Source organism: Paraburkholderia translucens (assembly GCF_020881035.1).
GTDB lineage: Bacteria > Pseudomonadota > Gammaproteobacteria > Burkholderiales > Burkholderiaceae > Paraburkholderia > Paraburkholderia translucens.
Genome location: NZ_JAJITC010000011.1, coordinates 54,488 through 80,622, shown reverse-complemented (window position 1 = coordinate 80,622; position 26,135 = coordinate 54,488). Strand labels below are relative to the sequence as shown.

Here is a 26,135-nt window from a genome sequence, read left to right as displayed (position 1 = left end):
ACCGGCATCGGCAAAGGACCGCCCCAGCCTCACCGGCTTCGAACGATTTTGCACTAGTATGGGGAGGCTCCGCGCGGCCGACAACGGCGCCGCCGGGGCGCGTCAATGTCCGGAGAAGATCATGATTTCGCAGCGAAAATTAAATCTGGCCGTGGTGTTATGGGCCCTCGCTTCGGGCGCTGCATTCGCGGATACGGTGGCGTTGAAGGCTAATCTTCAGCCGTCGAGCGAAGTGCCGCCACGCGTGAGTCACGGGCACGGCACGCTGGATGCCACCTTCGACACGTCCACCCAATCGCTGCAGTGGACCATCACTTATGAGGACTTGAGTGGTCCGGCCACCGCCGCGCGTTTCCACGGTCCCGCGCCGGTCGGCCAGAACGCGAAGGTTCAGGTGCCGATCGACAGGCATGCGCTCGCGAGCCCGATCAAAGGCACGGCAAAGCTGACCGAGCAGCAGGTCACGGATCTGATGGCGGGGCAGTGGTACTTCAACGTTTATACCGCGCAGAATCCGACGGGCGAGATTCGTGGGCAGGTGTTGCCGGCGAACTGAGCGCGGCGCTCGCATGTGCCTCGCGCGCATGCCGCGGCGCACGCACACCGTCACGCGATGGGAACCCGCTAACCACCGGCGCCCCCCAACCTACGTACCATGACGGGACTTCAACGAAGGAGCATGTCCCGATGAGCTGGCAAAACGCGCTCGCGTGCTGGTATTTGCGCAGGCGGTTCCGGCCTGAAACCCTCAAGCCGTTAATCGATGTCGAACGGGCGCGCGCGCTGACTTCGACGCGCGTGTGGTCGCCGCGCGTGCCGCGCGGCTGGCATCTGCGCGAAACGTATGGCGCGAGCGACGCACCGCTCGTCGGCGAATGGCTGGAGCGTGTGGTCGGCGGCACGGCCGGCGGCGCGGAGCCTACGGTGCTGTATTGCCACGGCGGCGGCTACTACTTCTGCTCGCCCCGTACGCATCGGTCGCTGACGTTCGCCCTCGCGACGCGCGCCGACGCGCGGCTCTTCTCGCTCGACTACCGTCTCGCTCCCGAGCATCGTTTCCCGGCCGCGCTCGACGACGCCACCGCGGCCTATCGTCAGTTGCTCGCAATGGGTATTGCACCCAGATCGATCGTGATCGCCGGCGACTCGGCCGGCGGCGGCCTCGCGCTCGCCACGCTGGTCGCGCTGCGCGACGCCGGCGCGCCGATGCCCGCAGGCGGCCTGCTGTTCTCGCCGTGGACCGATCTCGCGACGACCGGTGCAAGCCTGCGCACCAACGACAACGTCGATCCGATGTTCTGCGGCGCCTCGATCGGGCGCGCGGCCAAGGTCTATCTCGGCGACGCGCCGGCCACGCATCCGTACGCATCGCCGGTCTATGCGGACCTGCACGGTCTGCCGCCGCTGTTCGTGCAGGCGGGCAGCACCGAGGTGCTGCTCGACGACGCGCGCCGCGTCGCCGACAACGCGCACGCGGCAGGTGTCGATTGCGAATGCGAGGTGTGGAAGGACGTGCCGCACGTGTGGCCGATGTTCGCGCCGTTCATGCCGGAGGCGAACCGCGCGCTCGACCGCGCGGCCGCGTTCGTGCGACGCGCGACGAGCCGTGCCGCGAACCGGGCTCAGGCGTCGAGCGCGACGTCGAGCGTCCGATAGACGGCTTCGATCGTTTGCTGGCCGTATTGCCGCTCGAGCCGGCGCACGGTGAAATGCCCGTGCGCAACCTGCTGGAAGTGATCGATGAAGACGGTGTTGACCATGGCGCCGAGCACCGCGCCGATCGCCGGAATCGATTTGGCCGCGATCTGCTCGCTGACCTGTACCGAAAAGCGCGCGGCGATCGCGTTGAGCAGCCGCAGCAGCGCCGCCGACCCGTGCGCGGTAAAGCCCTTGCTGGCGACTTCGGACGACGCCTTCGACACCGCCTGCGCGAGCGCGCCGCGCATGAAGAAGTAGCCGAGGTCGGCGGAGTCGTCCTCGCTCGACGTGCCGCCCATGCCGAGCACGCTCAGGCACTGAAGCTGCGTTTCGACCGAGTTCAGGTTCTCGCCCTCGCTGCGCGCGATGTCGCAGATCGAGCGGAACATCAGCGTGGTCGTGACCGGCAGCTCGACCGGCAGCGCGAGCAGGCCGAACGCGCCGCCGGCCGCGCCAGTCGTCGCAACGGCGAACTTGTGCAGCAGGTTGTTCGGCTTCTCGGGTGCGAGCGGCTTCGTGTCGTCGCGGCGGCCGAGCGTTCGGAGCGCGATCGACAGGCATTTGCGCAACGCGGCCTGCGTCGCATCGGCCACTTTTTCGTTGGCGAACGTGGGAATGCGTGACAGCAGCTTCTCGATCGGCGCGCCGACGACGCTCGCGAGCTTCATCGCGAGCGCGGGGCTTTCGAGCTGGTGTTTCGCGCGCCGCAGCGCATTCAAATCCTGCTCCGATAAGGATGGTGCTGCGAGCGAACTCGGCTGCATGGGCCTCCCTGGCATGTCGTGTCGTGGCTGGTTCAGGTCAGTCTACCTGCGCGCCGCAAGACGCGTTCCGTCCAGGTTAGAGCGCCACGCCGTGCTATGATTTCAAATCTTTTGACAAGTCAACTTTTGCGCCCGTCAAGAATGGCTGTCCACACCGCCGCCCACCATTCGAGTGGGCAAGTCTTACCGTTCCGCGAATCCCTGCTGGCCATGCTCGGCATCTCGTTCGTCACGATGCTGGTCGCGCTCGACCAGACCGTGGTCGGTACCGCTCTGCCCACCATCGTGTCCGAACTTCGCGGCTTCGAGCTGTACGCATGGGTGGCCACGTCGTATCTGCTGAGCTCGGTGATCACCGTTCCTGTCTTCGGGCGGCTCGGTGACTACTACGGGCGCAAGCCGTTCGTGATCGCGTCGATCGTCGTATTTACCGGCGCATCGGTGTTGTGCGGCGCGGCCAACAGCATGCTGTTTCTCGTGCTCGCGCGAGGGCTGCAGGGCATCGGTGGCGGCATGCTGGTCGGAACCGCGTTCGCCTGCATTCCCGATCTGTTCCCCGATTCCGTCGTGCGGCTGCGCTGGCAGGTGATGATGAGCTCGGCGTTCGGCATCGCGAATGCGATCGGCCCGTCGCTCGGCGGTTTTCTGACGCAGTACTACGGCTGGCGTTCGGTGTTCTACGTGAATCTGCCGGTCGGGCTGCTGTCGCTATTTTTCGTCTGGCGTTTCCTGCCGCATCTGCGGCACGTCGAGCATACCGCCAAGATGCGGCTCGACTGGCCCGGCGCGCTGCTGATCGCAATTGCGCTCGGCTCGCTGCAGTTGTTCGTCGAATTGCTGCCGAAGCACGGTATCACGCTAAGCGCGCTTGCGTTGCTCGGGTTGAGCGTCGCGTCGGCCGTCTCGCTGTGGAAATGGGAAAAGCGCTGCCCGACCGCGATCCTGCCGGTCGACATGTTCCGCAACCGCAGTCTCGCCGCGCTGTTCACGCTGGCCGTGCTCGGCGGCTTCACGATGTTCTCGCTGCTGTTCTATGCGCCGCTGCTGTTCCAGGGCGGCTTCGGCATGTCGCCGAAAGAGGCGGGCATCGTGATTACGCCGCTCGTCGTGTTCATCACGATCGGCAGCATCACGAACGGGCGCGTCGTGTCGCGAGTGAAGAATCCGAACCTGATGCTGTACATCGGCTTTGCGATGGTCGCTCTGTCATGCCTTGGCGTCGTCGTGGCGACCCGCTCGATGCAGCAATGGGTGTTGATGTCGTTCATGATCGTCGGCGGCCTCGGGCTCGGCTTCGTGATGCCGAACCTGACGATCTTCGCGCAGCAGACCGCCGGCCGCGAGCACCTCGGCATCGCGACCGCGCTGCTGCAGTCGCTGCGGATGATCGGCGGCATGATCGGCACGGCGCTGACCGGCACGCTCGTGACCCATATGTACAGGAGCGGCGTGCGCAATGCGCTCGAAGGCGCGGGCGCGTCGCACTGGTTCGCCGATCTCGGCGATCCGCAGATCCTGATCAACCGCGACGCGCAGACCACGCTCGTCGGCCAGTTGACGCACGCGGGCCACAACGGCGCGATGCTGCTCGAAAGCGCGCGCGAGGCGCTGGTCGCGGCGATTCATCTGGGGCTCGCGATAGCCGCGGCGATCGCCGTCGTGTCGGTGTGGCAATCCAGCCGGGTGCCGCCGATCAAGCTGAGGCGCAGGCTCGAACCCGTGACTCACGCGGACTGATTTTTGGACTTGATGTTGGACAGGCAGAACATGGAAGAACAGGATCGCGTCGCCGTCGTGCAGCAATTTGGCCGCACGTATCGGTCGTTCATGTCGGCATTCGAGGCCCAGGTCGGGCATCCGTTGCCACGCTGGCGCATTCTGCTCGAGCTACGCGAGCAGGACGGCGAGTCGTCGCAGAAGCGGCTCGTCGAGCGGCTGCGCGTCGATCCGGGCGCGCTCACGCGGCAGTTGAAGACACTCGAAGGCATGGGCTGGATCGCACGAAGCATGGATACGCGCGATAACCGCGTGACCAACGTGCGCCTGACCGAAGCGGGCTACGCCGCCACCGAGGCAAGCCTGCCGCGTCGCAATGCGTTTTTGCACGACACGATGGCGGCATTGCCGGACGAGGTGCTTGGGGCCTTGTCGAGCGCGTTGAAAATGCTGGAGACGCGCATCGGTGAAGTGATGTCCAATGCGGGCGAAGCGGCCGTGGCCGCCGCGGCGGCGCAGGAGAGCCCGGGAGACGGGGCCGGGCAGCGCGCGTAATTCTTGCTGCGTGCGGGCGATAAAAAAGGCTGGGCGCCTTTGGGCGCCCAGCCTTTTTTTATGGCGGCAAAGCCGGCGTTTCAGTCAGCGCGGCGCGATCCACTCAGAAGAACGTCTCGATCACTTCCTTCACGCGATACTGCGGATCGACGACCAGCACCTGCTTCCACTTGTCGAACGTCAGGCACGGATGCGAGATGTCGAACGCGATCATGTCGCCGACTTTCAGATCGGCGCCGGCGGGAATTCGCAGATACGCGTGCTGGTCCATCAGGCCGAAGATTTCCCACCCCTCGCTCGCGGCGATATCGCGCGGCGCTTCGTTGCCCGGCCGATAGTGGCGCGCCGGTTCAGGCATGCCGGCGTCGAACGCGGAGTCGCGTTTGCCGAGGCCGATGATCGCGCGATCCGGCTCCGGAATGGACTGCACGTACGCCCACAATTGCAGCGCCGGCAACAGCCCTTCGCCCATTTTCTTCGCGACCGGATTGCGCTTGAAGATGTCGGTCTGCGCCTTGCGATAGATGCCGACGTCATGCGTCAGGTAGCAGCCCGGGCGCAGCACGACCTCGACCTTGCCGGATTGCGTCGCCTGCGCGAACTCTTCGGCGACCACGTCGTACCACGCCGAGCCCGCGCCCGATAGCACCGCCGGCGAGCGCGCGAAACGACCCTGCTCGACGAGCTCGCGCGTCACCGCGACCGCGCCTTGCAGGAACGCGCGCACCTCGGGTTCTTTCTTCAGCACGCCTTCGTACAGCTCGACGCCCGCGAGCTTCAACACGTCCGGATAGCGGGCGATCGCATCCAGCACGGCATTGCGCTGCGCTTCATCGCGCACGCCGGTGCGCCCGCCCGGCACGCCGAGTTCGAGCAGCACCTGCAGCTGCTTCTTCGCCGACGTGAAGAATTCGCCGAGCTGTTCGACGCCTTCGGCCGAATCGACGAGGCAGAAGAACTCGAACTCCGGATCGGTGAGCAATTCGGCGATCATCATCATGTTGTGGCGGCCGACCAGCTGGTTCGCCATCAGGATGCGGGACACACCCCCGTGGTACGCCGCGCGCACCTGGTGGGCCGTGGCGAGCGTGATGCCCCACGCGCCGGTTTCGAGCTGACGGCGAAACAGTTGCGGCGCCATCGTGGTCTTGCCGTGCGGCGCGAGCTTGACGCCATATTCGGCGACGAACGCCTGCATCCACTTCAGGTTGTGCTCGACGCGATCCTCGTACAGCACGGCGGCCGGCAGGCTGACGTCCTCGGCGAGCAGGTTCCATTCGAGGCGCGCGGCGTCCTTTAGCTGGACGCTGGTGCCCGGAACCATGCCCAAGCCCTTGCTAAAAGGATCAATCGTCGCGCCCTGATAGTTTGTAACTTTCATGTCTCCGTGCTCCATCGTCCGGTTAAATTGCATCAGATTTGACTTTACCATGTTACCGAAAGTACGATGTCTGGAGATATGTTATTTAGTACCACGGGTTTCGAAGGCTGCCGCAAAGGCCCGCGAAAGCCCTGTCGCCAACTCCACCGTCCGCCATGAACAGTAGCGCCGAACCGCTCGCATTCGACATCGTTGCGCGCATCGCCGAATGCGCGCCAGAGTTGCGTTCGGCGGAACGCAAGGTCGCCGCGCTGATCCTCGACGATCTGACCGGCGCGTCGCGCGCCAGCATCGGTGCGCTCGCGCAGCAGGCCGAGGTGAGCGTCGCGACCGTCACGCGCTTCGCGAAGGCGGTCGGCTGCCGCGACGTGCGCGAACTGAAGCTGCGGCTCGCGCAGGCGGCCGCGGTCGGTCAGCGTTTTCTCGCGCGCGAGGTGCCAAGCGGCGGACCCGAGCCGATCGCCACCCGCGTATTCGACGAACTGCAAACCGCGCTCGCGCGCAACCACCAACTGCTGCGCCAGGCGCCGCTCGCCGAAGCGGCGGCCGCGCTGCGCGCCGCGCGCATGATCTACGTGTTCGGCATGGGCGGCGGCTCGACCGCGCTTGCCGACGAGATGCGTTTCCGGCTCGTGCGTCTTGGCCGCCCGGTCGCGACGTATCAGGATGCGCTGTTGCAGCGTATGGTGGCGAGCACGGTTTCGCGCGACTGCACGGTCGTCGTGCTGTCCGCCACCGGCCGCGTGCCCGAGATGGTCGAGAACTGCAAGATCGCGCGCAGCTACGGCGCAACCGTAATCGCGCTGACCGCGCCCGCGTCGCCTTTGGCGAAGCTCGCCGACTGGCTGATCCCGATCGTCGCGTTCGAAACCGATTTCATCTACAAGCCGTCGTCATCCCGTTACGCGATGATGATGGCGCTCGATGTGCTCGTCACCGAGCTGGCCGTCAGTCAGGGCGACGAGAGCCGCGAATTGCTGCGCCGTATGAAGCACGCGCTCGACGCGCACCGCGGCGGCGGTGATCGACAACCGTTAGGAGATTGATCCATGCATTCGCATCCAGAAGCCGCCGATACCCTGATCGTCGGCGCGCAACTCTACGACGGCACGGGTGCACCGCCCGTCGAGCGCGACGTGGCAATCCGCGACGGGCGCATCGCCGCGATCGGCAATCTGTCGAACTGGCTTGCCGAAGAGGTGATCGAGGCCGAGGGTCGCGCGCTCGCGCCGGGCTTCATCGACGTGCATACGCACGACGACACGCACGTGATCCGCTCGCCGCAGATGCTGCCGAAGATCACCCAGGGCGTGACGACGGTGATCGTCGGCAATTGCGGGATCAGCGCGTCGCCGGTGTCGCTGAAGGGCGATCCACCCGATCCGATGAACCTGCTCGGCGAGCGCGACGCATTCCAGTACCCGACCTTCGCCGACTACGTGAACGCAGTGAATGTCGCGCGGCCGGCGGTGAACGTCGGCGCGCTGATCGGCCACACGGCGTTGCGCAACAACCAGATGGACCGGCTCGATCGCGCGGCGACTCCGCAGGAAATCGACGGCATGCGTGCGCAGCTCGAGGAAGCGCTCGCGCACGGCGCATTGGGTCTCAGCTCGGGGCTCGCGTATGGTTCGGCGTTCGCCGCGCCGACCGAGGAAGTGATGGCGCTCGCCGAGCCGCTCGCCGCCGCGGGCGCGCTGTACACGACGCACATGCGCACCGAGTTCGACGCGATTCTCGATGCGATGGACGAGGCGTACCGCATCGGCCGTCATGCGCGTGTGCCGGTGGTGATCTCGCATCTGAAGTGCGCGGGGCCGTCGAATTGGGGGCGCAGCGTCGAGGTGCTGAAGTCGCTCGAAGGTGCGCGCGGCTCGCAGCCGGTCGGTTGCGACTGCTATCCGTACAACCGCAGTTCGTCCACGCTCGATCTGAAGCAGGTGACAGGCGACATCGACATTACGATTACCTGGTCGGAACCGCATCCGGAGATGGCGGGCAAGCTCATCAAGGAGATCGCGGCCGAGTGGGGCGTCTCGCAGCAGGAAGCGGGCAAGCGTCTGCAACCGGCGGGCGCGGTCTATCACAACATGTCCGAAGACGACGTGCGGCGCATCCTGTCGCATCCGGCGACGATGGTCGGCTCGGACGGCCTGCCGAACGATCCGCTGCCCCACCCGCGTCTTTGGGGCGCTTTTCCGCGCGTGCTCGGCCACTACGTGCGCGATGCCGCGCTGCTGCCGCTCGAAGAGGCGGTGCGCAAAATGACGAGCCTGTCCGCGCGCCGGTTCGGTCTCGCGCAGCGCGGCGAGGTGCATATCGGCTATCACGCCGATCTCGTGCTGTTCGATCCGGCGAAGGTGCACGATGCGGCAACGTTCGACAAACCGCAGCAGCCGGCAGCCGGCATCGACGCGGTATGGGTCAACGGCGTGCTGTCGTATCGCGATGGCGCGGTGACGGGCGAGCGCGCCGGCCGGTTGCTCACGCGCGGCGCGCCGTCGAAGGGCGATGCGCAAGGCGCGTTCTGATTTTTATCGATTGATGGCGGCATGCGCGGCGAGGGCGCCGCGCGTGCCCGACTTTTTGAGGAGTGTGACGATGAAGCGATATGGCGTGGAAGGCGGAAAGGGAACGGGCGGTCAGGTGATGCCGTTTGCGCGTGCGGTCGAGGCGGACGGCTGGCTGTTCGTGTCGGGCCAGACGCCGATGGAAAACGGCGAAGTGATCAACGGCGGCATCGTCGAGCAATCGCACAAGGCGATCCAGAATGTGTTCGCGATCCTGAAGGAAGCGGGCTATGGCGCCGAGCACGTCGTTCGTTGCGGCGTGTGGCTCGACGATCCGCGCGACTTCGCCTCGTTCAACAAGGTATTTCGCGAGTACTTTGGCGAGAATCCGCCGGCGCGCGCGTGTGTGGTGTCGTCGATGGTGATCGACTGCAAAGTTGAGGTGGATTGCGTCGCTTACAAGAAGCCGGCGGCCTGACCGCCTTGACGGCTTGCATATGACGAGGGCGCCGCAGCCAGTGATGGTCTGCGGCGCCCTCGTCGCGTTTACCGCTGTGCGTTTCGCGTGCGTTACTGCCGCGCAAGTCGCATGTTGTCCGGCATCGGCAGGTTGTAGTTGGTGCGGAACGGATTGATGTCGAGCCCGCCGCGGCGCGTATAACGCGCGTACACCGCGAGCTTCAGCGGCTTGCACATCTTCATGATGTCGACGAAGATCCGCTCGACGCATTGCTCGTGAAAGCCGGTGTGATTGCGGTACGAGATGATGTAGCGCAACAGTCCAGCATGATCGATCTGCGGGCCGGCGTAGTGGATCTGCACGCTGCCCCAGTCCGGTTGACCGGTCACTGGGCAGTTCGACTTCAGCAGGTTCGAGAACAGTGTTTCCTCGACCGGCGCTTCGTCGTGCGCCGCGCTCAGTAGCGACGCGTCCGGCTGATAGATGCTCGCCTCGAGATCGAGCCGGTCCAGAGACAGGCCGTCGAACTCTTCCATCTTCAGCTTGCCGAATTCGTGCGGTGTGCTCAGATGCACCGAGACCGTCGCGCCGCACGATGCTGACACGTCGCGCCTGATCGTGTCCCGCACGCTTTCGGGGGAGTCGAAAGCGGTCTGCGCGAACGAGCCGAGATAGAGCTTGAACGATTTCGATTCGACGATGTTCGGGGAGTCGGCCGGCACGAAGAACGTCGCGACCGCGATCTGCGGCTTGCCGCGCGCGTTGAGCCACGACAGCTCGTAGGCGTTCCAGATGTCGGTGCCGAAAAACGGCAGTCGCGCCGTGATGCCGATCGCTTCGCGCGCATTGCTGCGCGCAATCGGAAACAGCAGCCTCGGATCGTATTGTTCGGAGTAAGTCGAGGACTTACCGAGCGGGGATTGTTCGGGTGTCATGATGCGTTCACGATGCCACTCAGCACGTGCCCGGTCGCCGTTACGACACGGGCCGATTCGCAGTGGCCAATCTGGTCGTCGAAGAAAAAGTCGGGCTCGAACTCGCGCAAGAATGCGCTCTTGTCGAGGCCGCCGAGGAACATCGCTTCGTCGATTTCGATGTTCCATGCCATCAGGGTGCGGATCGCGCGCTCGTGCGCGGGCGCCGAGCGTGCGGTGACCAAAGCGGTACGAATGCGCATCGGGGCGGCCGCGTCCGCGAGTTTTTGCAGCCGATGCAGTGCTTCGAGCAGCGGCTTGAGCGGACCGTCCGCGAGCGGCAGATGCTTGTTGTCGATCTCGTGACCGACGAACGCGCGCAGGCCGTCCTTCTGGAAGATGCGCTCGGCTTCATCGGAAAACAGGACCGCGTCGCCGTCGAACGCAATGCGGATTTCGTCCGGGTATTTACTCGCCATTTTCGTCGATTCCGGCAACACGCGTGCGGCCGGGAAACCGGCGGCGAGCGCATCGCGCACGTCCTGCTGATTCGCCGACAGAAACAGCGACGCGTTCAACGGTTTCAGATAACCGAACGGCGCGCGGCCGCGCGTGAACACACCGCGCTCGATCGCGAGCCCGTGTTCGCGGCACGAATGAAACGCGCGCAGGCCGCTGATCGGATCGCTGCGCGACAGGATCACCACTTCGACGCGATGACCGCCGGCGTTCAGCGCGAGCAGCTTGCGGATCAGCGCAAACGCGACGCCCGGTTTCGCGGGCACGTTCAGACGCTCGCGCTGCAACGCTTCGTAGGCCTTCAGGTCGCCCGCCTCGTACACGCGGTTCTCTTCCTCGAAGTCGAACAGCGCGCGCGACGAGATTGCGACCACCAGTTTGTCGGCAAGCGAAAGCGCCATCGTTTCGTTCTATCCGGAGAGATCAGGCGAGGAAGAGGCGGTAGACCGGATTTCTCGTCTCTTCCCAGCACGGATAGCCGAGCGTTTCGATGAAGCGCTCGAACGCCTGGTGATCGCTTTCCGGCACCTGGATGCCAACCAGAATCGAGCTGTAGTCCGCGCCCTGGTTGCGATAGTGGAACAGGCTGATGTTCCAGTTCGGCGCCATCGACGACAGGAATTTCATCAACGCACCCGGGCGCTCCGGAAACTCGAAGCGGAAAAGTCGCTCATCGCGCGCGAGCGGCGAGCGGCCGCCGACCATGTAGCGGATGTGCTGCTTCGACAGTTCGTCGAAGGTCAGATCGACGGTGGCGAAGCCGTGCGCTTCGAAGGCGCCCGCGATCTGCGCCGATTCGCTGCGATTGCGGGTCTGCACGCCGACGAAGATATGCGCCGAGTTCGCGTCGGCGATCCGGTAGTTGAATTCGGTGACGCTGCGCGTGCCGACCAGTTCGCAGAAGCGCCTGAAGCTGCCGCGCTCCTCGGGAATCGTCACCGCGAATACCGCCTCGCGCGCTTCGCCCACCTCCGCGCGCTCGGCGACGAAGCGCATGCGGTCGAAGTTCATGTTCGCGCCCGAGGTGATCGCGATCAGCGTCTGGTTCTCGATGCCTTCGCGCTCGGCATACTGCTTGGCGCCCGCCACCGCCAGCGAGCCCGCCGGTTCGAGCACGCTGCGCGTGTCCTGGAATACGTCCTTGATGGCGGCGCACAGGGCGTCCGTATTCACGAGCAGCACTTCGTCGAGATATTCGCTGCACAGGCGGAACGTTTCTTCGCCCACGAGTTTCACCGCGGTGCCGTCGGAGAACAGGCCCACTTCGTTCAGCGTCACGCGCTCGCCCGCCTTCAGCGAGGCAGCCATCGCGCACGAGTCATCGGTCTGCACGCCGATCACCTTGATCTCCGGGCGCACCGATTTCACGTACGCAGCGACACCCGCCGCGAGACCGCCGCCGCCGATCGGCACGAAGATCGCGTGAATCGGGCCCTGGTGCTGGCTGAGGATTTCCATCGCCACCGTGCCCTGGCCGGCGATCACATAGGGGTCATCGAACGGATGCACGAAGGTCAGCCCGCGTTCTTCCTGCAGCTTGAGCGCGTGGCCATAGGCGTCGCTGTACGACTCGCCGAACTGCACGACCTCGACCGTTGGCCCGCCGTGCGTGCGGATCGCGTCGACCTTGAGCTGCGGCGTCGTCACCGGCACGACGATGATCGCCTTCACGCCCATGCGTGCGGCGGACAACGCCACGCCCTGCGCATGATTGCCCGCCGAGGCGGTGATCACGCCGCGTCCGAGCGCCTCGGCCGGAATATGCGCCATCTTGTTGTACGCGCCGCGCAGCTTGAACGAGAACACCGGCTGGTTGTCCTCGCGCTTCAGGTAGACCGGATTGCGCAGCCGCGCCGACAGGTTCGGCGCGCGTTCGAGTTCGGTCTCGCGCGCCACGTCGTAGACGCGCGCGGTCAGGGTCTTTTTCAGGTAATCGTGGGAAGCCATGCGGGTTGCGCGGTGCGCTGTATAAGACGGGAAAGGGTCAATGATAGCGCCAACGGTGCCCGCTCTGGCCGCTCTCCGCGTTTCGCGGAAAGGCGCCATGCTTTTGGCCGACGGCTTTGAATTGCGTGATCGAGTTTCGCCCGACCGCCCGGTCGGTCGATCGGCGGGGCGCGAAACGCCCCCGGATTCGTCTCCAAAACCTGCCAGCTCCCGCCGCTGCCGTGATTCCCGCCGTCAACGCGGGGCGGAATGATGCGGTAGAATTTCGTTTTGGAATAAGGATCGGAAGATGCACTGGCAGCCTCGGATCGCCCATTTGATGCCCGTCCCGCGCGAATCCTGCCCCGCGGCGGAGCGGCATGTCCGCCACGCACGATCGTGTAGCTGTCTCTGAGTGCCGCGAAGCGACCGCCGTGAGTTGGCCGCCGGTCGTGCTCGCTCCCCTGGAAGCCCTAGAAGATTTCAAGCATTGCGCCCCACGCGCATTGTCGGCCGACGCCTCGTGACGAGCGCGTCGGGCCGACCTACCGAGTCGTCCAAACATGAACGCACCTCAAGTTTTCGATCCGCACGGCGCCGCCGCCGCGGTGGCCGCCGATCCCGAAGCGCGTCTGCGCGAAATTCCCTATAACTACACGTCGTTCTCGGACCGCGAAATCGTCATCCGCCTGCTCGGCAATGCCGCCTGGGACGCGCTCGCCGAACTGCGCGCCGAACGCCGCACCGGCCGCTCGGCGCGCATGCTGTATGAAGTGCTCGGCGATATCTGGGTCGTGCGCCGCAATCCGTATCTGCAGGATGACCTGCTCGACAACCCGAAGCGCCGCGCGCTCCTGATCGAGGCGCTCAATCACCGTCTCGCCGAAATCGAGAAGCGCCGCCGCGCCGATCTGCGCGAACACGGCGACGAAGCCGGCGTCGATCGCGCGGCGCGCGTCGAAAAGCTCGTGCAGGCCGCGCGCCGCGCGATCGACGAATTCGCCAGCGAATTCCAGCAGACCTACGACCTGCGCCGCCGAGCCACGCGCGTGCTCGGCAAGGTCACGCAGAAAGACAACATCAAGTTCGACGGCCTGTCGCGCGTCGCGCACGTGACCGACGCGACCGACTGGCGCGTAGAGTACCCGTTCGTCGTGCTGACTCCGGACTCGGAAGCCGAGATCGCCGGCATGGTCAAGGCCTGCTTCGAACTTGGCCTGACGGTGATTCCGCGCGGGGGCGGCACCGGCTACACGGGCGGCGCGGTGCCGCTCACGCCGTTCTCGGCCGTCATCAACACCGAAAAGCTCGAGCAGCTCGGCCCGGTCGAAATGACCGAGCTGCCCGGCGTCGATCGCAAGGTCGCGACGATTTTCTCGGGCGCGGGCGTCGTCACGCGCCGCGTGACCGAGGCGGCCGAGCAGGCCGGCTTCGTGTTCGCGGTCGATCCGACTTCGCTCGACGCGTCCTGCGTCGGCGGCAACGTCGCGATGAACGCAGGCGGCAAGAAGGCGGTGCTGTGGGGCACGGCGCTCGACAACCTCGCGTGGTGGCGCATGGTCGACCCGGAAGGGAACTGGCTCGAAGTCACGCGTCTCGAGCACAACATGGGCAAGATCCACGACATCGAAGTCGCGCGGTTCGAGCTGAAGTGGTTCGACGGCAACTACGCGCCGGGTGAGAAGCTATTGCGCACCGAAGCGCTGGACATCAAAGGCCGCGTGTTCCGCAAGGAAGGTCTCGGCAAGGACGTCACCGACAAATTCCTCGCCGGCCTGCCGGGCGTGCAGAAGGAAGGCTGCGACGGGCTCATCACGTCCGCGCGCTGGGTGCTGCACAAGATGCCCGCGCATACGCGCACCGTCTGTCTCGAGTTCTTCGGCCAGGCGCGCGAGGCGATTCCGAGCATCGTCGAAATCAAGGACTATCTGTTCGAGACCTCGCGCCAGGGCGGCGCGATTCTGGCCGGTCTCGAGCATCTGGACGAGCGTTATCTGCGCGCGGTCGGCTATGCGACCAAGAGCAAGCGCAATGCGTTTCCAAAGATGGTGCTGATCGGCGACATCGTCGGCAACGATGCCGACGCGGTCGCGCAGGCCACTTCGGAAGTCGTGCGCATGGCCAACGGCAAGAGCGGCGAAGGCTTCGTCGCGGTCAGCGCCGAAGCCCGCAAGCGCTTCTGGCTCGACCGCAGCCGCACCGCCGCAATCGCGAAGCACACCAACGCGTTCAAGATCAACGAAGACGTCGTGATTCCGCTCGACCGCATGGGCGAGTACACGGACGGCATCGAGCGCATCAACATCGAGCTGTCGCTGAAGAACAAGCTGCAACTGGTCGACGCGCTCGAAGCGTTCTTCAAGGGCGGCAAGCTGCCGCTCGGCAAGAGCGACGACGCGAACGAGATCCCGAGCGCCGAACTGCTCGAAGACCGCGTGCAGCAGGCGCTCGATCTGCTCGCGCGCGTGCGCACGCGCTGGGAGTTCGTGCGCGACAAGCTCGACCTGTCGCTGCGCGAGGCGCAGCACTATCTGGTCGGCCTCGGCTACGAATCGTTCGCCGAGAAGTTCGCCGATCGCGTCGACGCGCAACCGGACGCGACCGTGTTCCACCTTGCGCAGGACCGCACGATCCGCGTGTCGTGGAAGCAGGAAATCCGCGCCGAATTGCGGCAGATTTTCAACGGCGGCGAGTTCAAGCCGATCCTCGACGAAGCCCAGGCGATCCACAAGCAGGTGCTGCGCGGCCGCGTGTTCGTCGCGCTGCACATGCATGCGGGCGACGGCAACGTCCACACGAACCTGCCGGTCAACTCCGACAACTACGAGATGCTGCAGGACGCGCACGTCGCAGTCGCGCGCATCATGAAGCTCGCACGTTCGCTCGACGGCGTGATTTCCGGCGAGCACGGCATCGGCATCACGAAGCTCGAATTCTTGACCGACGACGAGATCGGCGAATTCCGCAAGTACAAGCAGCGCGTCGATCCGCACGGCCGCTTCAACGCGGGCAAGCTGCTCGAAGGCGCGGACCTGCGCAACGCGTACACGCCGAGCTTCGGCCTGATGGGCTACGAATCGCTGATCATGCAGCAGTCCGATATCGGCGCGATTTCCGAATCGATCAAGGACTGCCTGCGCTGCGGCAAGTGCAAGCCGGTCTGCGCGACGCACGTGCCGCGCGCGAACCTGCTGTACAGCCCGCGCAACAAGATTCTCGCCACGTCCCTGCTGGTCGAGGCGTTCCTGTACGAAGAGCAGACGCGCCGCGGCGTGTCGATCAAGCACTGGGACGAATTCAACGACGTGGCCGATCACTGCACCGTCTGCCACAAGTGTGTGACGCCGTGTCCGGTGAAGATCGACTTCGGCGACGTGACGATGAACATGCGCAACCTGCTGCGCAAAATGGGCAAGAAGAAGTTCAACGCGGGCAACGCGGCGGGCATGTTCTTCCTGAACGCGACCAATCCGCAGACCATCAACCTCGCGCGCACCGCGATGATGGGCGTCGGCTACAAGGCGCAACGTCTCGGCAACGAGGTGTTGAAGAAGTTCGCGAAAAAGCAGACCGCGCATCCGCCCGCCACGGTCGGCAAGCCGGTGGTCACGCAGCAGGTGATCCACTTCATGAACAAGAAGATGCCGGGCAACCTGCCGAAGAAGACCGCGCGCGCGTTGCTCGATATCGAGGACAACAAGATCGTCCCGATCATCCGCAATCCGAAGACGACCACCGCCGACACCGAAGCGGTGTTCTACTTCCCGGGCTGCGGCTCCGAGCGGCTGTTTTCGCAGGTCGGTCTCGCGACCCAGGCGATGCTGTGGGAAGCGGGCGTGCAGACCGTGCTGCCGCCGGGCTACCTGTGCTGCGGCTATCCGCAGCGGGGTTCGGGCCAGTACGACAAGGCCGAGCAGATCGTCACCGACAACCGCGTGCTGTTCCATCGCGTCGCCAACACGCTGAACTATCTCGACATCAAGACGGTGGTGGTGTCCTGCGGCACGTGCTACGACCAGCTCGCCGGTTACGAATTCGAGAAGATCTTCCCGGGCTGCCGGATCGTCGACATTCACGAGTATCTGCTCGAGAAGGGCATCAAGCTCGACGGCGTGAACGGCGTGCGCTACATGTATCACGACCCGTGCCATTCGCCGATCAAGACGATGGATCCGGTCAAGCTCGTCAATCAGCTGATGGGCTCGGAGAAGGACGGCTACAAGATAGAGAAGAACGATCGTTGCTGCGGCGAATCGGGCACGCTCGCGGTCACGCGTCCCGACATCTCCACGCAGGTGCGCTTCCGCAAGGAAGAGGAGATCCGCAAGGGCGCGGCGAAGCTGCGCGGCATTCCGGTCCTCGCCGAAGCGGGCGCGAATGCGATCAACGCAGCCAATGCATCGGCCGGCGCCGCCGGCGCGCCGAACGGCTCGGTGCTGAAGGCTGGCGACGGTCCGCAACCGAACGGCGCAACCGACGTGAAGATCCTTACGAGCTGCCCGTCCTGCCTGCAGGGGTTGTCGCGCTACAACGAAGACGCGGGTACCGAGGCGGACTACATCGTGGTCGAAATGGCGCGCCACGTTCTGGGCGAGAACTGGATGGCGGACTACGTTCAACGGGCGAACAATGGCGGTATCGAGCGCGTGCTGGTTTAATGGCACGACCAACGTTTTTTGCCGAGGACGACGATGGACTGCGTTTTTTGCCGTGAAGATGGCGGCGATGTGCTGTGGCAGGACGACTCGCTGCGGGTCGTCCTCGCCGACGAACACGATTACCCGGGCTTTTGCCGCGTGATCTGGAATGCGCACGTCGCGGAGTTTTCGGACCTGTCGGCCGCCGAACGGGATCACGTGATGAAGGCCGTGTACGCGGTCGAGCGCGCGCAGCGGCGCGTGATGCAGCCCGCCAAGGTGAATCTCGCGAGCCTCGGCAACCAGGTGCCGCACGTGCACTGGCACGTAATTCCGCGTTTCTCGAACGACGCGCATTTCCCCCTGCCAATCTGGGCGCCGCGCCAGCGCACGGTGTCTGAAGCGATGCTGTCGTCGCGTCGGGCGCACGCCACGCTGCTGCGCGAAGCGGTGCGGCAGGAAATCGAACAGGCGCTGGGCTGAGCGTCGCTGAATCGGTCGCCCGCGTCGCCGGACTCGCGCCGGCGCACGCGGCGTCTGACCGTCGTTACCACCCGCCGTTATCTGATGAGGCCAACATGAGCGGATTGACTCCCGAGACTCCAGTGCCGACCGGCGTGGTCGTGCATTCGAAGTCGCGCGTGCTCGAACTGCAGTACGCGAACGGCGAAGCGTATCGCCTGCCGTTCGAGCTGCTGCGCGTATATTCGCCGTCGGCGGAAGTGCAGGGCCACGGGCCCGGCCAGGAAACGCTGCAGACCGGCAAGCGCGAGGTGACGATCACGATGATCGAAGGCGTCGGCAACTACGCGCTGCAGCCGACCTTCTCCGACGGACACTCCACCGGCATCTACTCGTGGGACCTGCTGTACGACATGGCGGTGCGTCAGGATGAACTCTGGCGCGCGTACCTCGCCAAATTGGCAGCGGCCGGCCTCGACCGCGATACGCCGATGGTGCCCGCCGCCGCTGCGCATGGGCACTGTCACTGATACGATTCGCCCCCGAACGCCGCTCGAGCGGCGCAACATTCAAGAACACGCGAAAGGACGAGCGCGATGAGCAAAACCCACTTCGGCTTTCAATCGGTCGACGAACAGGACAAGGCGCGGAAAGTGGCGGGGGTGTTCCACTCGGTGGCCGCCAACTACGACCTGATGAACGACCTGATGTCGGGCGGATTGCACCGGGCGTGGAAGGTCTTCACGATCGCCCAGGCGAACGTGCGGCCGGGTTACAAGGTGCTCGACATCGCGGGCGGCACGGGCGACCTGTCGAAGGCGTTCGCGAAACAGGCGGGCGAAACGGGCGAGGTCTGGCATACCGACATCAATGAATCGATGCTGCGCGTGGGCCGCGACCGGCTGCTCGACAAGGGCATCATCACGCCGACACTGCTCTGCGACGCCGAGAAGATCCCGTTTCCGGACAACTACTTCGACGTCGTGACGGTCGCGTTCGGCCTACGCAACATGACGCACAAGGATATCGCGCTCGCCGAGATGCGGCGTGTGCTGAAGCCGGCTGGGCGCCTGCTCGTGCTGGAGTTCTCGAAGGTCTGGGATCCGCTGAAGAAGGTCTACGATGTGTATTCGTTCAAGGTGCTGCCGTGGCTCGGCGAGCGCTTTGCCAACGACGCGCAGAGCTATCAGTACCTGGCGGAATCGATCCGCATGCATCCGGATCAGGAAACCCTGAAAACAATGATGGAACAAGCTGGTCTCGACGGCGTCAAATATTACAATTTGTCAGCTGGCGTGGTAGCTTTGCATGTGGGGACCAAGTACTAGGGTTCCTAACCCATCGATTTTTAAAGGAAAGCGTGAAATGTCCGATTCGAATTTGTTATCTACTCGTAAAGTCAAGGGGTCGCTCGCGAGGAGAATCGGACTGATCGCGATGGTCGGTCTGTTGATGGCCGGCACCCTTGCCTCCCTCGACGCCGAAGCACGCCGCATGGGCGGCGGTCGCAGTATCGGCCGTCAATCGAACACGGTGCAGCAGCGCCAGGCCACGCCGCCGACCCAGCCGACGCAGAACAACCAGGCCACGCAGCAGCGCGCGCAACCGGCGCCCGCGACTACGCCCACGCCGCCCGCCGCGCCGAACCGCAATCGCTGGCTCGGACCGATCGCCGGTCTCGCGGCCGGTCTCGGCATTGCCGCGTTGCTATCGCATTTTGGGCTTGGCGAGGCATTCGCCGGCATGCTCGCCAACGTGATCGTGCTCGCGTTGATCGCGGTGGTCGTGATCTGGCTGATCCGCCGCTTCACCGGCCGCAAGCGCACGACCTCGCAGCCGGCGTATGCGGGCACGGCGCCGTCGCTGAACACGAATGCCACCGACTATATCCAGGAGCCGCGTTACACTGCGCCGCCCACCGGCGCGTACCTCGAGCCGCAAGGCAATCCACTGACCACGCCGTCCGTCGGCGCGCCGCCGCCGGTGCCCGCCGGCTTCGATTCGGAAGCATTCCTGCGCAACGCGAAGGTCTACTTCGTGCGTCTGCAGGCTGCATGGGACGTCGGCAATGTCGAGGACATCCGCGAATTCACTACGCCGGAAATGTTCGCCGAAGTGCGCGTCGATCTCGCGTCGCGCGGCACGCAGCCCAACCAGACCGACGTCGTGCAGTTGAACGCCGAGCTGCTCGGCGTCGAGGAGCGCGCGAACGAACACTTCGCGAGCGTGCGCTTCTCCGGTCTGATTCGCGAGCAGCCGGGCGCGGCGGCCGAGCCGTTCGTCGAAGTGTGGAACCTGTCGAAGTCGAACCGCGCTGGCGAAGGCTGGCTGCTTGCAGGCATCCAGCAGGTGGAGCGGCACTGACATGCCGAAGACTCGGATCGGGCTTGCCTCGAATAGCGCGGGCCACGGCAGAGCGATTCCTGACTTCGCGCATGGCTTAGGCCGTTCGGCATAGCAGGCCGCGAAGCGAACGGACGTTACAATGGGAACCCGCCCAAGCACCTCGCTCGCGCGGGTTTTTTCTTGCCACTTTCGATGACCCTCGCCGCCAAGCCCTTCGCTGCTGCCGTCAATCATCTGCTCGCCCGCGAATCGTGGGCTCGTGAGCGCCTCGCTCCGTACGCGGGCAAGACCGCTCGCCTGTCATGTCCGCCAGTTGTGCTCGCGCTGCTCGTGCAGCCCGACGGTTACCTCGGCACGCTCGACGAAGCCGATGCGCCTCGGTTCGACGTGACGATCTCGGTGCCGTCCGATGCACTGCCGGCCTTCCTGCAAGGTGGTCAGGCGGCGGTGATGAAGCACGTCAAGATCGAGGGTGATGCCGAGTTGGCGACCGTGATCGCGAAGCTCGCCGAGCATCTGCGCTGGGAGCCGGAGGAAGATCTCGCCAGGCTGATCGGCGATGGACCCGCGTGGCGCGTCACGTCGCTCGTGCGCTCGGTTGGCGAGCATGTGCAGCGCACCGGCCGTAACCTGCTCGACACCGCCGCCGAGTATCTGCTCGACGAGAATCCGCAGCTGGTGCGCCGAACCGCGCTCGCGGACTTCAACGCAGAGCTCGCTCGCGCGCGCGATTCGCTCGCGCGCATCGAGAAGCGCATCGAGCGTCTCGAACAGAAGGTCGAAGCCCGCGGCGCGCATGCGCCGGGCGGCGCCGCCACGTCGCGCGGCACGCGCTAGTCAACGGGTTCAGTCATGCGTTTTCTGCGTTTTCTCAAGATATTTTTTACGGTCATCCGCTTCGGCCTCGATGAGATGATGCTGAGCCGCATCAACGACCGGCGCGTGCGTCTGCTGCTGCGTATCACGACGCTCGGCCGCAACTTCGATGCGCCGCCGGGCGTGCGGTTGCGGCTCGCGCTCGAAAGCCTCGGGCCGATCTTCGTGAAGTTCGGCCAGGTGCTGTCCACGCGTCGCGATCTGCTGCCGGTCGATATCGCCAATGAAGTCGCGAAGCTGCAGGACCAGGTGCCGCCGTTCGATTCGGCGGTCGCGATTGCGCTCGTCGAGAAGTCGCTCGGCGCACCGGTCGACGTGCTGTTCGACGAGTTCGAGCGGGTGCCGGTCGCGAGCGCATCGATCGCGCAGGTGCACTTTGCGAAGGTGAAGGCCGGGCAGCACGCGGGCAAGGCGGTCGCGGTCAAGGTGCTGCGCCCGAACATGTTGCCGGTGATCGATTCCGACCTCGCGCTGTTGCGTGACATCGCCGTGTGGGCGGAACGTCTGTGGGCCGACGGCAAGCGTCTGAAGCCGCGCGAGGTGGTCGCCGAATTCGACAAGTACCTGCACGACGAACTCGACCTGATGCGCGAAGCCGCTAACGGCAGCCAGCTGCGGCGCAACTTCCACGGGCTCGACCTGCTGCTCGTGCCCGAGATGTACTGGGAGTTCTGCACGCCCACGGTGCTGGTGATGGAGCGCATGGTCGGTGTGCCGATCAGCCAGGTCGATACATTGCGCATGGCGGGCGTCGACATTCCGAAGCTCGCGCGCGAGGGTGTCGAGATTTTTTTCACACAGGTGTTCCGCGACGGCTTTTTCCACGCCGACATGCATCCCGGCAATATCCAGGTGAGTCTCGATCCCGCGCACTTTGGCCGTTATATCGCGCTTGACTTCGGCATCATCGGCGCGCTGTCGGACTTCGACAAAAACTACCTCGCGCAGAACTTCCTCGCGTTCTTCAAGCGCGACTACCATCGCGTCGCGACACTGCATCTGGAGTCGGGCTGGGTGCCGCCGAGCACGCGAGTCGAGGAGCTCGAAAGCGCGATCCGCGCGGTCTGTGAACCGTACTTCGATCGGGCGCTGAAGGACATTTCTCTCGGCCAGGTGCTGATGCGCCTGTTTTCGACGTCGCGCCGCTTCAACGTCGAGATCCAACCGCAGCTCGTATTGCTGCAAAAGACGATGCTGAACGTGGAGGGTCTCGGCCGTTCGCTCGATCCCGAACTGGACCTGTGGAAGACCGCGAAGCCTTACCTCGAGCGCTGGATGAACGAGCAGATCGGCTTGCGCGGCTGGTACGAGCGTCTGAAGATCGAGGCGCCGCAGTGGAGCAAAACGCTGCCGCAGTTGCCGCGCCTCGTCCATAACATGCTGGCCGAGCGTCACCATCCTGTCGGCGGCGCGAACGATGACGTGATCCGCCAGATCCTGCTCGAGCAGAAGCGCACCAACCGTCTGCTGCAAGGTCTGCTGCTGTTCGGCGTGGCGGTGGGCGTCGGCGCGATGCTCGCGCGGGCGTTTCTGGCGCTAGCTTACGGTGGATAGCATCCGATGAGCGATCCGACCCAACCCTCCGTACCTGATTTCGCGACCCGCGATCCCAACTCGCCCGAGTTCTGGGACGAACGCTTCGAGCGCCGCTTCACGCCATGGGATCAGGCGGGCGTGCCGTCCGCGTTTCGCGCATTCGCTGCACGGCACCGGGATGCCGCCGTGCTGATTCCGGGCTGCGGCAGCGCACACGAAGCGGTCTGGCTTGCGCGTCAGGGTACCCCGGTGCGCGCGATCGACTTCTCGCCGGCAGCCGTTGCGGCGGCGCGTGAGCAGCTCGGCGCGCAGCACGCGTCGCTCGTCGAGCAGGCGGATTTTTTCACTTATGCGCCGCCGTTCGCTCCGGCGTGGATCTATGAGCGCGCGTTCTTCTGCGCGCTGCCGCCGGCGCGCCGCACGGACTACGCACAGCGCATGGCCGAGCTCCTGCCGGCCGGCGCGTTGCTCGCGGGCTTCTTTTTTATGGGAGCGACGCCGAAGGGACCGCCGTTCGGCATCGAGCGCGGCGAGCTCGACGCGCTGCTCACGCCGCACTTCGAGCTGATCGAAGACGAAGCCGTGGACGACTCGATCGCCGTGTTCGCCGGGCGCGAGCGCTGGCTCACCTGGCGGCGGCGCGGGTAACGGCGCGCGCCGCTCTTGAGGGGGGCGCGGGTTGCCCCCATCTGGCGTGGTGGCGGGCGCAACATGCGCTCGCTTCCCCGAAATCCGGGGAACGGACATCGTTTGCGGCTATAATTCAAGGCTTTGCAAGCGTTTACAAGATTTCAGTAGCGATTTGGAGTAGGAAAGATCATGCCGATCTACGCTTATCGATGCGGGTCTTGCGGTTTCGGGAAGGACGTGCTCCAGAAGATGAGCGACCCCCAGTTGACGCAGTGTCCCGAGTGCGGAAAAGACACCTTTAGCAAACAACTCACCGCCGCCGGCTTCCAGTTGAAAGGTTCAGGCTGGTACGTGACCGATTTCCGCGGCGGCAACGGCGGCGCGAGCGCGCCGGCCTCGCCGGAAGCGAAGTCAGAGCCGGCCGCGGCAACCGCCCCGGCCGCAACTGCCGCCCCGGCCGCGCCCGCTGCGCCCGCCGCCGCGAGCCCGAGCGGTCCCGGCAGCGCCTAGTGGGACTGCCGCCCCGCGCGGGCGGCATATCTACCGCGCATGGGCTTTAGCCCGCGCAGCTTTCTGGCGGTACACATGACGACGAAGAAATTCACGCTCAAATCGGTGTTTCTGACCGGCCTGCTGGTGCTGGTGCCTCTGGCCATCACCCTGTGGGTGCTCGGCCTCATCATCGGCGAGATGGACCAGACACTCTTGCTGCTGCCTTCCTCGTGGCAGCCGGAACGCGCGATCGGCTATCGCCTGCCCGGCCTCGGCGCGGTGCTCACGCTCGCGTTCATCTTCGTCGTCGGTCTGTTGACGCAGAACTTCATTGGGCAGAAGCTCGTGCAGTGGTGGGAACTGCTGGTCGCGCACATTCCGGTGGTCGGCCCGCTCTACACCAGCGTCAAACAGGTGTCCGACACGCTGCTCTCGAGCAGCGGCAATGCATTCCGCAAGGCGCTGCTGATCGAGTATCCGCGCCGTGGTTCCTATACGATCGCGTTCCTCACCGGCATTCCGGGCGGCGACGTGGTCAACCATCTGAAAGAAGACTACGTCAGCGTCTACGTGCCGACCACGCCTAACCCGACGTCCGGCTTCTTCCTGATGGTGCCGAAAAGCGAAGTGATCGAGCTCGACATGTCGGTCGACGCTGCGCTCAAGTACATTGTCTCGATGGGCGTGGTGGCGCCGTCCGCGCCGCCGCCGGCGCCGGTGCGCCGCACTACCGTCGAGCCTCCGCTGTAATGCCGGCGCGCTACGCTTCACGCAGGATCGTCTGCGGCGCGCCGTTCAACCAATGCAAAACGAAAGACAAACATCATGTCGATGAGATCTGAATACTGCGGTCTGGTGACCGAAGAACTGCTGGGCCAATCCGTCTCGCTGTGCGGCTGGGTAAGCCGCCGCCGCGACCATGGCGGCGTCATCTTCATCGACCTGCGCGATCGCGAAGGGCTCGTTCAGGTCGTCTGCGATCCGGATCGCGCGGACATGTTCAAGGTTGCCGAAGGGGTGCGCAACGAGTTCTGCGTGCAGGTCAAGGGCATCGTGCGCGGCCGTCCGGAAGGCACGACCAACGCCTCGCTGAAGAGCGGCAAGATCGAAGTGTTGTGCCACGAGCTGATCGTGCTGAACGCGTCGGTCACGCCGCCGTTCCAGCTCGACGACGACAACCTGTCGGAAACCACGCGCCTCACGCATCGCGTGCTCGACCTGCGCCGTCCGCAGATGCAGCACAACCTGCGTCTGCGCTACCGCGTCGCGATCGAAGTGCGCAAGTACCTCGACGAGCAGGGCTTCATCGACATCGAAACGCCGATGCTCACGAAGAGCACGCCGGAAGGCGCGCGCGACTACCTCGTGCCGTCGCGCACGAACCCGGGCCAGTTCTTCGCGCTCCCGCAGTCGCCGCAGCTGTTCAAGCAGTTGTTGATGGTCGCGAACTTCGACCGTTACTACCAGATCACCAAGTGCTTCCGCGACGAGGACCTGCGCGCCGACCGTCAGCCGGAATTCACGCAGATCGACTGCGAAACGTCGTTCCTCTCGGAACAGGAAATCCGCGATCTGTTCGAGGCCATGATCCGTCACGTGTTCAAGACGACCATCGGCGTTCAGCTCGACGAGAAATTCCCGGTCATGGAATACGCCGAAGCGATGCGCCGCTTCGGTTCGGACAAGCCGGACCTGCGCGTGAAGCTCGAATTCACCGAGCTCACCGACGCAATGCGCGACGTCGACTTCAAGGTGTTCAGCACGCCGGCCAACACCAAGGACGGCCGTGTCGCGGCGCTGCGCGTGCCGAAGGGCGGCGAGCTGTCGCGTGGCGACATCGACAGCTACACGGAATTCGTGCGCATCTATGGCGCGAAGGGTCTCGCGTGGATCAAGGTCAACGAAGCGGCGAAGGGCCGTGACGGTCTGCAAAGCCCGATCGTCAAGAACCTGCACGACGAAGCGCTGAAGGCGATCATCGAGCGCACCGGCGCGCAAGACGGCGACATCATCTTCTTCGCGGCGGATCGCGCGAAGGTCGTCAACGACAGCCTCGGCGCGTTGCGTCTGAAGATCGGTCATTCGGAATTCGGCAAGGCCAACGGTCTGGTCGAGTCGGGCTGGAAGCCGCTGTGGGTCGTCGACTTCCCGATGTTCGAATACGACGAGGAAGACAACCGTTACGTCGCCGCGCATCACCCGTTCACGAGCCCGAAGGACGAGCACCTCGAGTACCTCGAAACGGACCCGGCGCGCTGCCTCGCGAAGGCCTACGACATGGTGCTGAACGGCTGGGAGATCGGCGGCGGCTCGGTGCGTATCTATCGTGAGGAAGTGCAAAGCAAGGTGTTCCGCGCGCTGAAGATCAACGCGGAAGAAGCGCAGGCCAAGTTCGGCTTCCTGCTCGATGCGCTGCAATACGGCGCGCCGCCGCACGGCGGTATCGCGTTCGGTCTGGACCGCATCGTCACGATGATGGCCGGCGCCGACTCGATCCGCGACGTGATCGCGTTCCCGAAGACGCAACGCGCGCAGGATCTGCTCACGCAGGCGCCGAGCGAAGTCGACGAGCGGCAGCTGCGCGAGCTGCACATCCGTCTGCGTACGCCGGAACCGAAGGTGTAACGCCACGGCCGCTTCGCGCGGCCGGCAAGCCGTCTTGCAGGCGCCGGCCATCGAGCCGGCGGCCGCGAAAAAGCTGCACGAGCTCAAC

At 64.9% G+C, this 26,135-nt stretch carries 23 protein-coding genes; 18 read left to right on the top strand and 5 right to left on the bottom strand.

What is annotated here, in order from left to right:
• Positions 1-121: 121 nt before the first annotated feature.
• Positions 122-556, top strand: coding sequence for a CHRD domain-containing protein (locus LJ655_RS20360; protein ID WP_230563025.1), 435 nt, complete (start codon positions 122-124; stop codon positions 554-556).
• 131 nt (positions 557-687) lie between these two features.
• A complete protein-coding gene (locus LJ655_RS20355) occupies positions 688-1,656 on the top strand; it encodes an alpha/beta hydrolase (protein WP_230563024.1) in 969 nt (322 codons plus the stop codon).
• Here LJ655_RS20355 and LJ655_RS20350 read toward each other — a convergent pair.
• Entirely contained in the window at positions 1,623-2,462 is an 840-nt protein-coding gene (locus tag LJ655_RS20350) for an EcsC family protein (RefSeq protein ID WP_230563023.1), read from the bottom strand. The two genes, LJ655_RS20355 and LJ655_RS20350, sit on opposite strands and share 34 nt — an antisense overlap.
• Positions 2,463-2,603: 141 nt before the next feature.
• Here LJ655_RS20350 and LJ655_RS20345 point away from each other — a divergent pair, with 141 nt between their 5' ends.
• The gene (locus LJ655_RS20345) at positions 2,604-4,199 is read left to right on the top strand and encodes an MDR family MFS transporter (protein ID WP_230563022.1); all 1,596 of its coding nucleotides are present in this window, start codon (positions 2,604-2,606) and stop codon (positions 4,197-4,199) included.
• A gap of 30 nt (positions 4,200-4,229) precedes the next feature.
• Positions 4,230-4,733 (top strand): MarR family winged helix-turn-helix transcriptional regulator, encoded by a 504-nt coding sequence (locus LJ655_RS20340; protein WP_230563021.1) that lies wholly within the window; start codon positions 4,230-4,232, stop codon positions 4,731-4,733.
• Between the two features lie 103 nt (positions 4,734-4,836).
• On the opposite strand, the gene LJ655_RS20335 is transcribed toward LJ655_RS20340, so the two are convergent.
• Entirely contained in the window at positions 4,837-6,114 is a 1,278-nt protein-coding gene (locus tag LJ655_RS20335) for an amino acid deaminase (protein WP_230563020.1), read from the bottom strand.
• 155 nt (positions 6,115-6,269) lie between these two features.
• On the opposite strand from LJ655_RS20335, the gene LJ655_RS20330 reads away from it, so the two are divergent.
• The 3 genes from LJ655_RS20330 (at position 6,270) to LJ655_RS20320 (ending at position 9,102) form a co-directional block, all read left to right on the top strand.
• Positions 6,270-7,160, top strand: a complete 891-nt coding sequence (locus tag LJ655_RS20330) for a MurR/RpiR family transcriptional regulator (RefSeq protein WP_230563019.1) — start codon at positions 6,270-6,272, stop codon at positions 7,158-7,160.
• Positions 7,161-7,163: 3 nt separating this feature from the next.
• Positions 7,164-8,645: an N-acyl-D-amino-acid deacylase family protein gene (locus LJ655_RS20325; RefSeq protein WP_230563018.1), complete on the top strand. Its 1,482-nt coding sequence runs from the start codon at positions 7,164-7,166 to the stop codon at positions 8,643-8,645.
• 70 nt (positions 8,646-8,715) lie between these two features.
• A complete protein-coding gene (locus tag LJ655_RS20320) occupies positions 8,716-9,102 on the top strand; it encodes a RidA family protein (RefSeq protein ID WP_008923846.1) in 387 nt (128 codons plus the stop codon).
• A 92-nt stretch (positions 9,103-9,194) separates the two neighbouring features.
• Here LJ655_RS20320 and queF read toward each other — a convergent pair whose 3' ends face one another.
• The 3 genes from queF to ilvA are packed head-to-tail and all read right to left on the bottom strand — an operon-like array spanning position 9,195 to position 12,464.
• Complete coding sequence (gene queF / locus LJ655_RS20315; protein WP_230563017.1) at positions 9,195-10,019, bottom strand: NADPH-dependent 7-cyano-7-deazaguanine reductase QueF; 825 nt, start codon at positions 10,017-10,019, stop codon at positions 9,195-9,197.
• Positions 10,016-10,918, bottom strand: coding sequence for a 5'-nucleotidase (locus LJ655_RS20310; RefSeq protein ID WP_230563016.1), 903 nt, complete (start codon positions 10,916-10,918; stop codon positions 10,016-10,018). Before LJ655_RS20310 ends, queF begins: the two co-directional genes overlap by 4 nt.
• A gap of 22 nt (positions 10,919-10,940) precedes the next feature.
• Complete coding sequence (gene ilvA / locus LJ655_RS20305) at positions 10,941-12,464, bottom strand: threonine ammonia-lyase, biosynthetic (RefSeq protein ID WP_230563015.1); 1,524 nt, start codon at positions 12,462-12,464, stop codon at positions 10,941-10,943.
• Positions 12,465-13,006: 542 nt separating this feature from the next.
• On the opposite strand from ilvA, the gene LJ655_RS20300 reads away from it, so the two are divergent.
• The 11 genes from LJ655_RS20300 to aspS all read left to right on the top strand — a co-directional run bounded on the left by LJ655_RS20300 (position 13,007) and on the right by aspS (position 26,047).
• A complete protein-coding gene (locus tag LJ655_RS20300) occupies positions 13,007-17,101 on the top strand; it encodes a DUF3683 domain-containing protein (protein ID WP_230563014.1) in 4,095 nt (1,364 codons plus the stop codon).
• 33 nt (positions 17,102-17,134) lie between these two features.
• A complete protein-coding gene (locus LJ655_RS20295; protein WP_230563013.1) occupies positions 17,135-17,563 on the top strand; it encodes an HIT family protein in 429 nt (142 codons plus the stop codon).
• 95 nt (positions 17,564-17,658) lie between these two features.
• Entirely contained in the window at positions 17,659-18,072 is a 414-nt protein-coding gene (locus LJ655_RS20290) for a gamma-butyrobetaine hydroxylase family protein (RefSeq protein ID WP_230563012.1), read from the top strand.
• A 66-nt stretch (positions 18,073-18,138) separates the two neighbouring features.
• On the top strand, positions 18,139-18,870 hold the full coding sequence (gene ubiE / locus LJ655_RS20285) for a bifunctional demethylmenaquinone methyltransferase/2-methoxy-6-polyprenyl-1,4-benzoquinol methylase UbiE (protein ID WP_230563011.1): 732 nt from the start codon (positions 18,139-18,141) through the stop codon (positions 18,868-18,870).
• A gap of 37 nt (positions 18,871-18,907) precedes the next feature.
• Complete coding sequence (locus LJ655_RS20280; RefSeq protein WP_230563010.1) at positions 18,908-19,906, top strand: Tim44 domain-containing protein; 999 nt, start codon at positions 18,908-18,910, stop codon at positions 19,904-19,906.
• 174 nt (positions 19,907-20,080) lie between these two features.
• Positions 20,081-20,725 carry a ubiquinone biosynthesis accessory factor UbiJ gene (locus LJ655_RS20275; protein WP_230563009.1) on the top strand — a complete coding sequence of 215 codons (645 nt, stop codon included), beginning with the start codon at positions 20,081-20,083 and terminating at the stop codon, positions 20,723-20,725.
• A gap of 15 nt (positions 20,726-20,740) precedes the next feature.
• Positions 20,741-22,318 (top strand): ubiquinone biosynthesis regulatory protein kinase UbiB, encoded by a 1,578-nt coding sequence (ubiB, locus tag LJ655_RS20270; RefSeq protein ID WP_230563008.1) that lies wholly within the window; start codon positions 20,741-20,743, stop codon positions 22,316-22,318.
• A gap of 6 nt (positions 22,319-22,324) precedes the next feature.
• Positions 22,325-22,948 (top strand): methyltransferase domain-containing protein, encoded by a 624-nt coding sequence (locus LJ655_RS20265; RefSeq protein ID WP_230563007.1) that lies wholly within the window; start codon positions 22,325-22,327, stop codon positions 22,946-22,948.
• Between the two features lie 171 nt (positions 22,949-23,119).
• Positions 23,120-23,440: an FmdB family zinc ribbon protein gene (locus tag LJ655_RS20260; RefSeq protein ID WP_230563006.1), complete on the top strand. Its 321-nt coding sequence runs from the start codon at positions 23,120-23,122 to the stop codon at positions 23,438-23,440.
• A gap of 75 nt (positions 23,441-23,515) precedes the next feature.
• Positions 23,516-24,172 carry a DUF502 domain-containing protein gene (locus LJ655_RS20255; RefSeq protein ID WP_230563005.1) on the top strand — a complete coding sequence of 219 codons (657 nt, stop codon included), beginning with the start codon at positions 23,516-23,518 and terminating at the stop codon, positions 24,170-24,172.
• A gap of 75 nt (positions 24,173-24,247) precedes the next feature.
• On the top strand, positions 24,248-26,047 hold the full coding sequence (aspS, locus tag LJ655_RS20250) for an aspartate--tRNA ligase (RefSeq protein ID WP_230563004.1): 1,800 nt from the start codon (positions 24,248-24,250) through the stop codon (positions 26,045-26,047).
• Positions 26,048-26,135: the final 88 nt, after the last annotated feature.

Excerpts from the sequence above, each read along its gene's own strand:
- LJ655_RS20360 (WP_230563025.1), top strand. The coding sequence starts at position 122 with ATGATTTCGCAGCGAAAATTAAATCTGGCCGTGGTGTTATGGGCCCTC.
- LJ655_RS20355 (WP_230563024.1), top strand. The coding sequence starts at position 688 with ATGAGCTGGCAAAACGCGCTCGCGTGCTGGTATTTGCGCAGGCGGTTC.
- LJ655_RS20350 (WP_230563023.1), bottom strand. The coding sequence starts at position 2,462 with ATGCAGCCGAGTTCGCTCGCAGCACCATCCTTATCGGAGCAGGATTTG.
- LJ655_RS20345 (WP_230563022.1), top strand. The coding sequence starts at position 2,604 with ATGGCTGTCCACACCGCCGCCCACCATTCGAGTGGGCAAGTCTTACCG.
- LJ655_RS20340 (WP_230563021.1), top strand. The coding sequence starts at position 4,230 with ATGGAAGAACAGGATCGCGTCGCCGTCGTGCAGCAATTTGGCCGCACG.
- LJ655_RS20335 (WP_230563020.1), bottom strand. The coding sequence starts at position 6,114 with ATGAAAGTTACAAACTATCAGGGCGCGACGATTGATCCTTTTAGCAAG.
- LJ655_RS20330 (WP_230563019.1), top strand. The coding sequence starts at position 6,270 with ATGAACAGTAGCGCCGAACCGCTCGCATTCGACATCGTTGCGCGCATC.
- LJ655_RS20325 (WP_230563018.1), top strand. The coding sequence starts at position 7,164 with ATGCATTCGCATCCAGAAGCCGCCGATACCCTGATCGTCGGCGCGCAA.
- LJ655_RS20320 (WP_008923846.1), top strand. The coding sequence starts at position 8,716 with ATGAAGCGATATGGCGTGGAAGGCGGAAAGGGAACGGGCGGTCAGGTG.
- queF (WP_230563017.1), bottom strand. The coding sequence starts at position 10,019 with ATGACACCCGAACAATCCCCGCTCGGTAAGTCCTCGACTTACTCCGAA.
- LJ655_RS20310 (WP_230563016.1), bottom strand. The coding sequence starts at position 10,918 with ATGGCGCTTTCGCTTGCCGACAAACTGGTGGTCGCAATCTCGTCGCGC.
- ilvA (WP_230563015.1), bottom strand. The coding sequence starts at position 12,464 with ATGGCTTCCCACGATTACCTGAAAAAGACCCTGACCGCGCGCGTCTAC.
- LJ655_RS20300 (WP_230563014.1), top strand. The coding sequence starts at position 13,007 with ATGAACGCACCTCAAGTTTTCGATCCGCACGGCGCCGCCGCCGCGGTG.
- LJ655_RS20295 (WP_230563013.1), top strand. The coding sequence starts at position 17,135 with ATGGACTGCGTTTTTTGCCGTGAAGATGGCGGCGATGTGCTGTGGCAG.
- LJ655_RS20290 (WP_230563012.1), top strand. The coding sequence starts at position 17,659 with ATGAGCGGATTGACTCCCGAGACTCCAGTGCCGACCGGCGTGGTCGTG.
- ubiE (WP_230563011.1), top strand. The coding sequence starts at position 18,139 with ATGAGCAAAACCCACTTCGGCTTTCAATCGGTCGACGAACAGGACAAG.
- LJ655_RS20280 (WP_230563010.1), top strand. The coding sequence starts at position 18,908 with ATGTCCGATTCGAATTTGTTATCTACTCGTAAAGTCAAGGGGTCGCTC.
- LJ655_RS20275 (WP_230563009.1), top strand. The coding sequence starts at position 20,081 with ATGACCCTCGCCGCCAAGCCCTTCGCTGCTGCCGTCAATCATCTGCTC.
- ubiB (WP_230563008.1), top strand. The coding sequence starts at position 20,741 with ATGCGTTTTCTGCGTTTTCTCAAGATATTTTTTACGGTCATCCGCTTC.
- LJ655_RS20265 (WP_230563007.1), top strand. The coding sequence starts at position 22,325 with ATGAGCGATCCGACCCAACCCTCCGTACCTGATTTCGCGACCCGCGAT.
- LJ655_RS20260 (WP_230563006.1), top strand. The coding sequence starts at position 23,120 with ATGCCGATCTACGCTTATCGATGCGGGTCTTGCGGTTTCGGGAAGGAC.
- LJ655_RS20255 (WP_230563005.1), top strand. The coding sequence starts at position 23,516 with ATGACGACGAAGAAATTCACGCTCAAATCGGTGTTTCTGACCGGCCTG.
- aspS (WP_230563004.1), top strand. The coding sequence starts at position 24,248 with ATGTCGATGAGATCTGAATACTGCGGTCTGGTGACCGAAGAACTGCTG.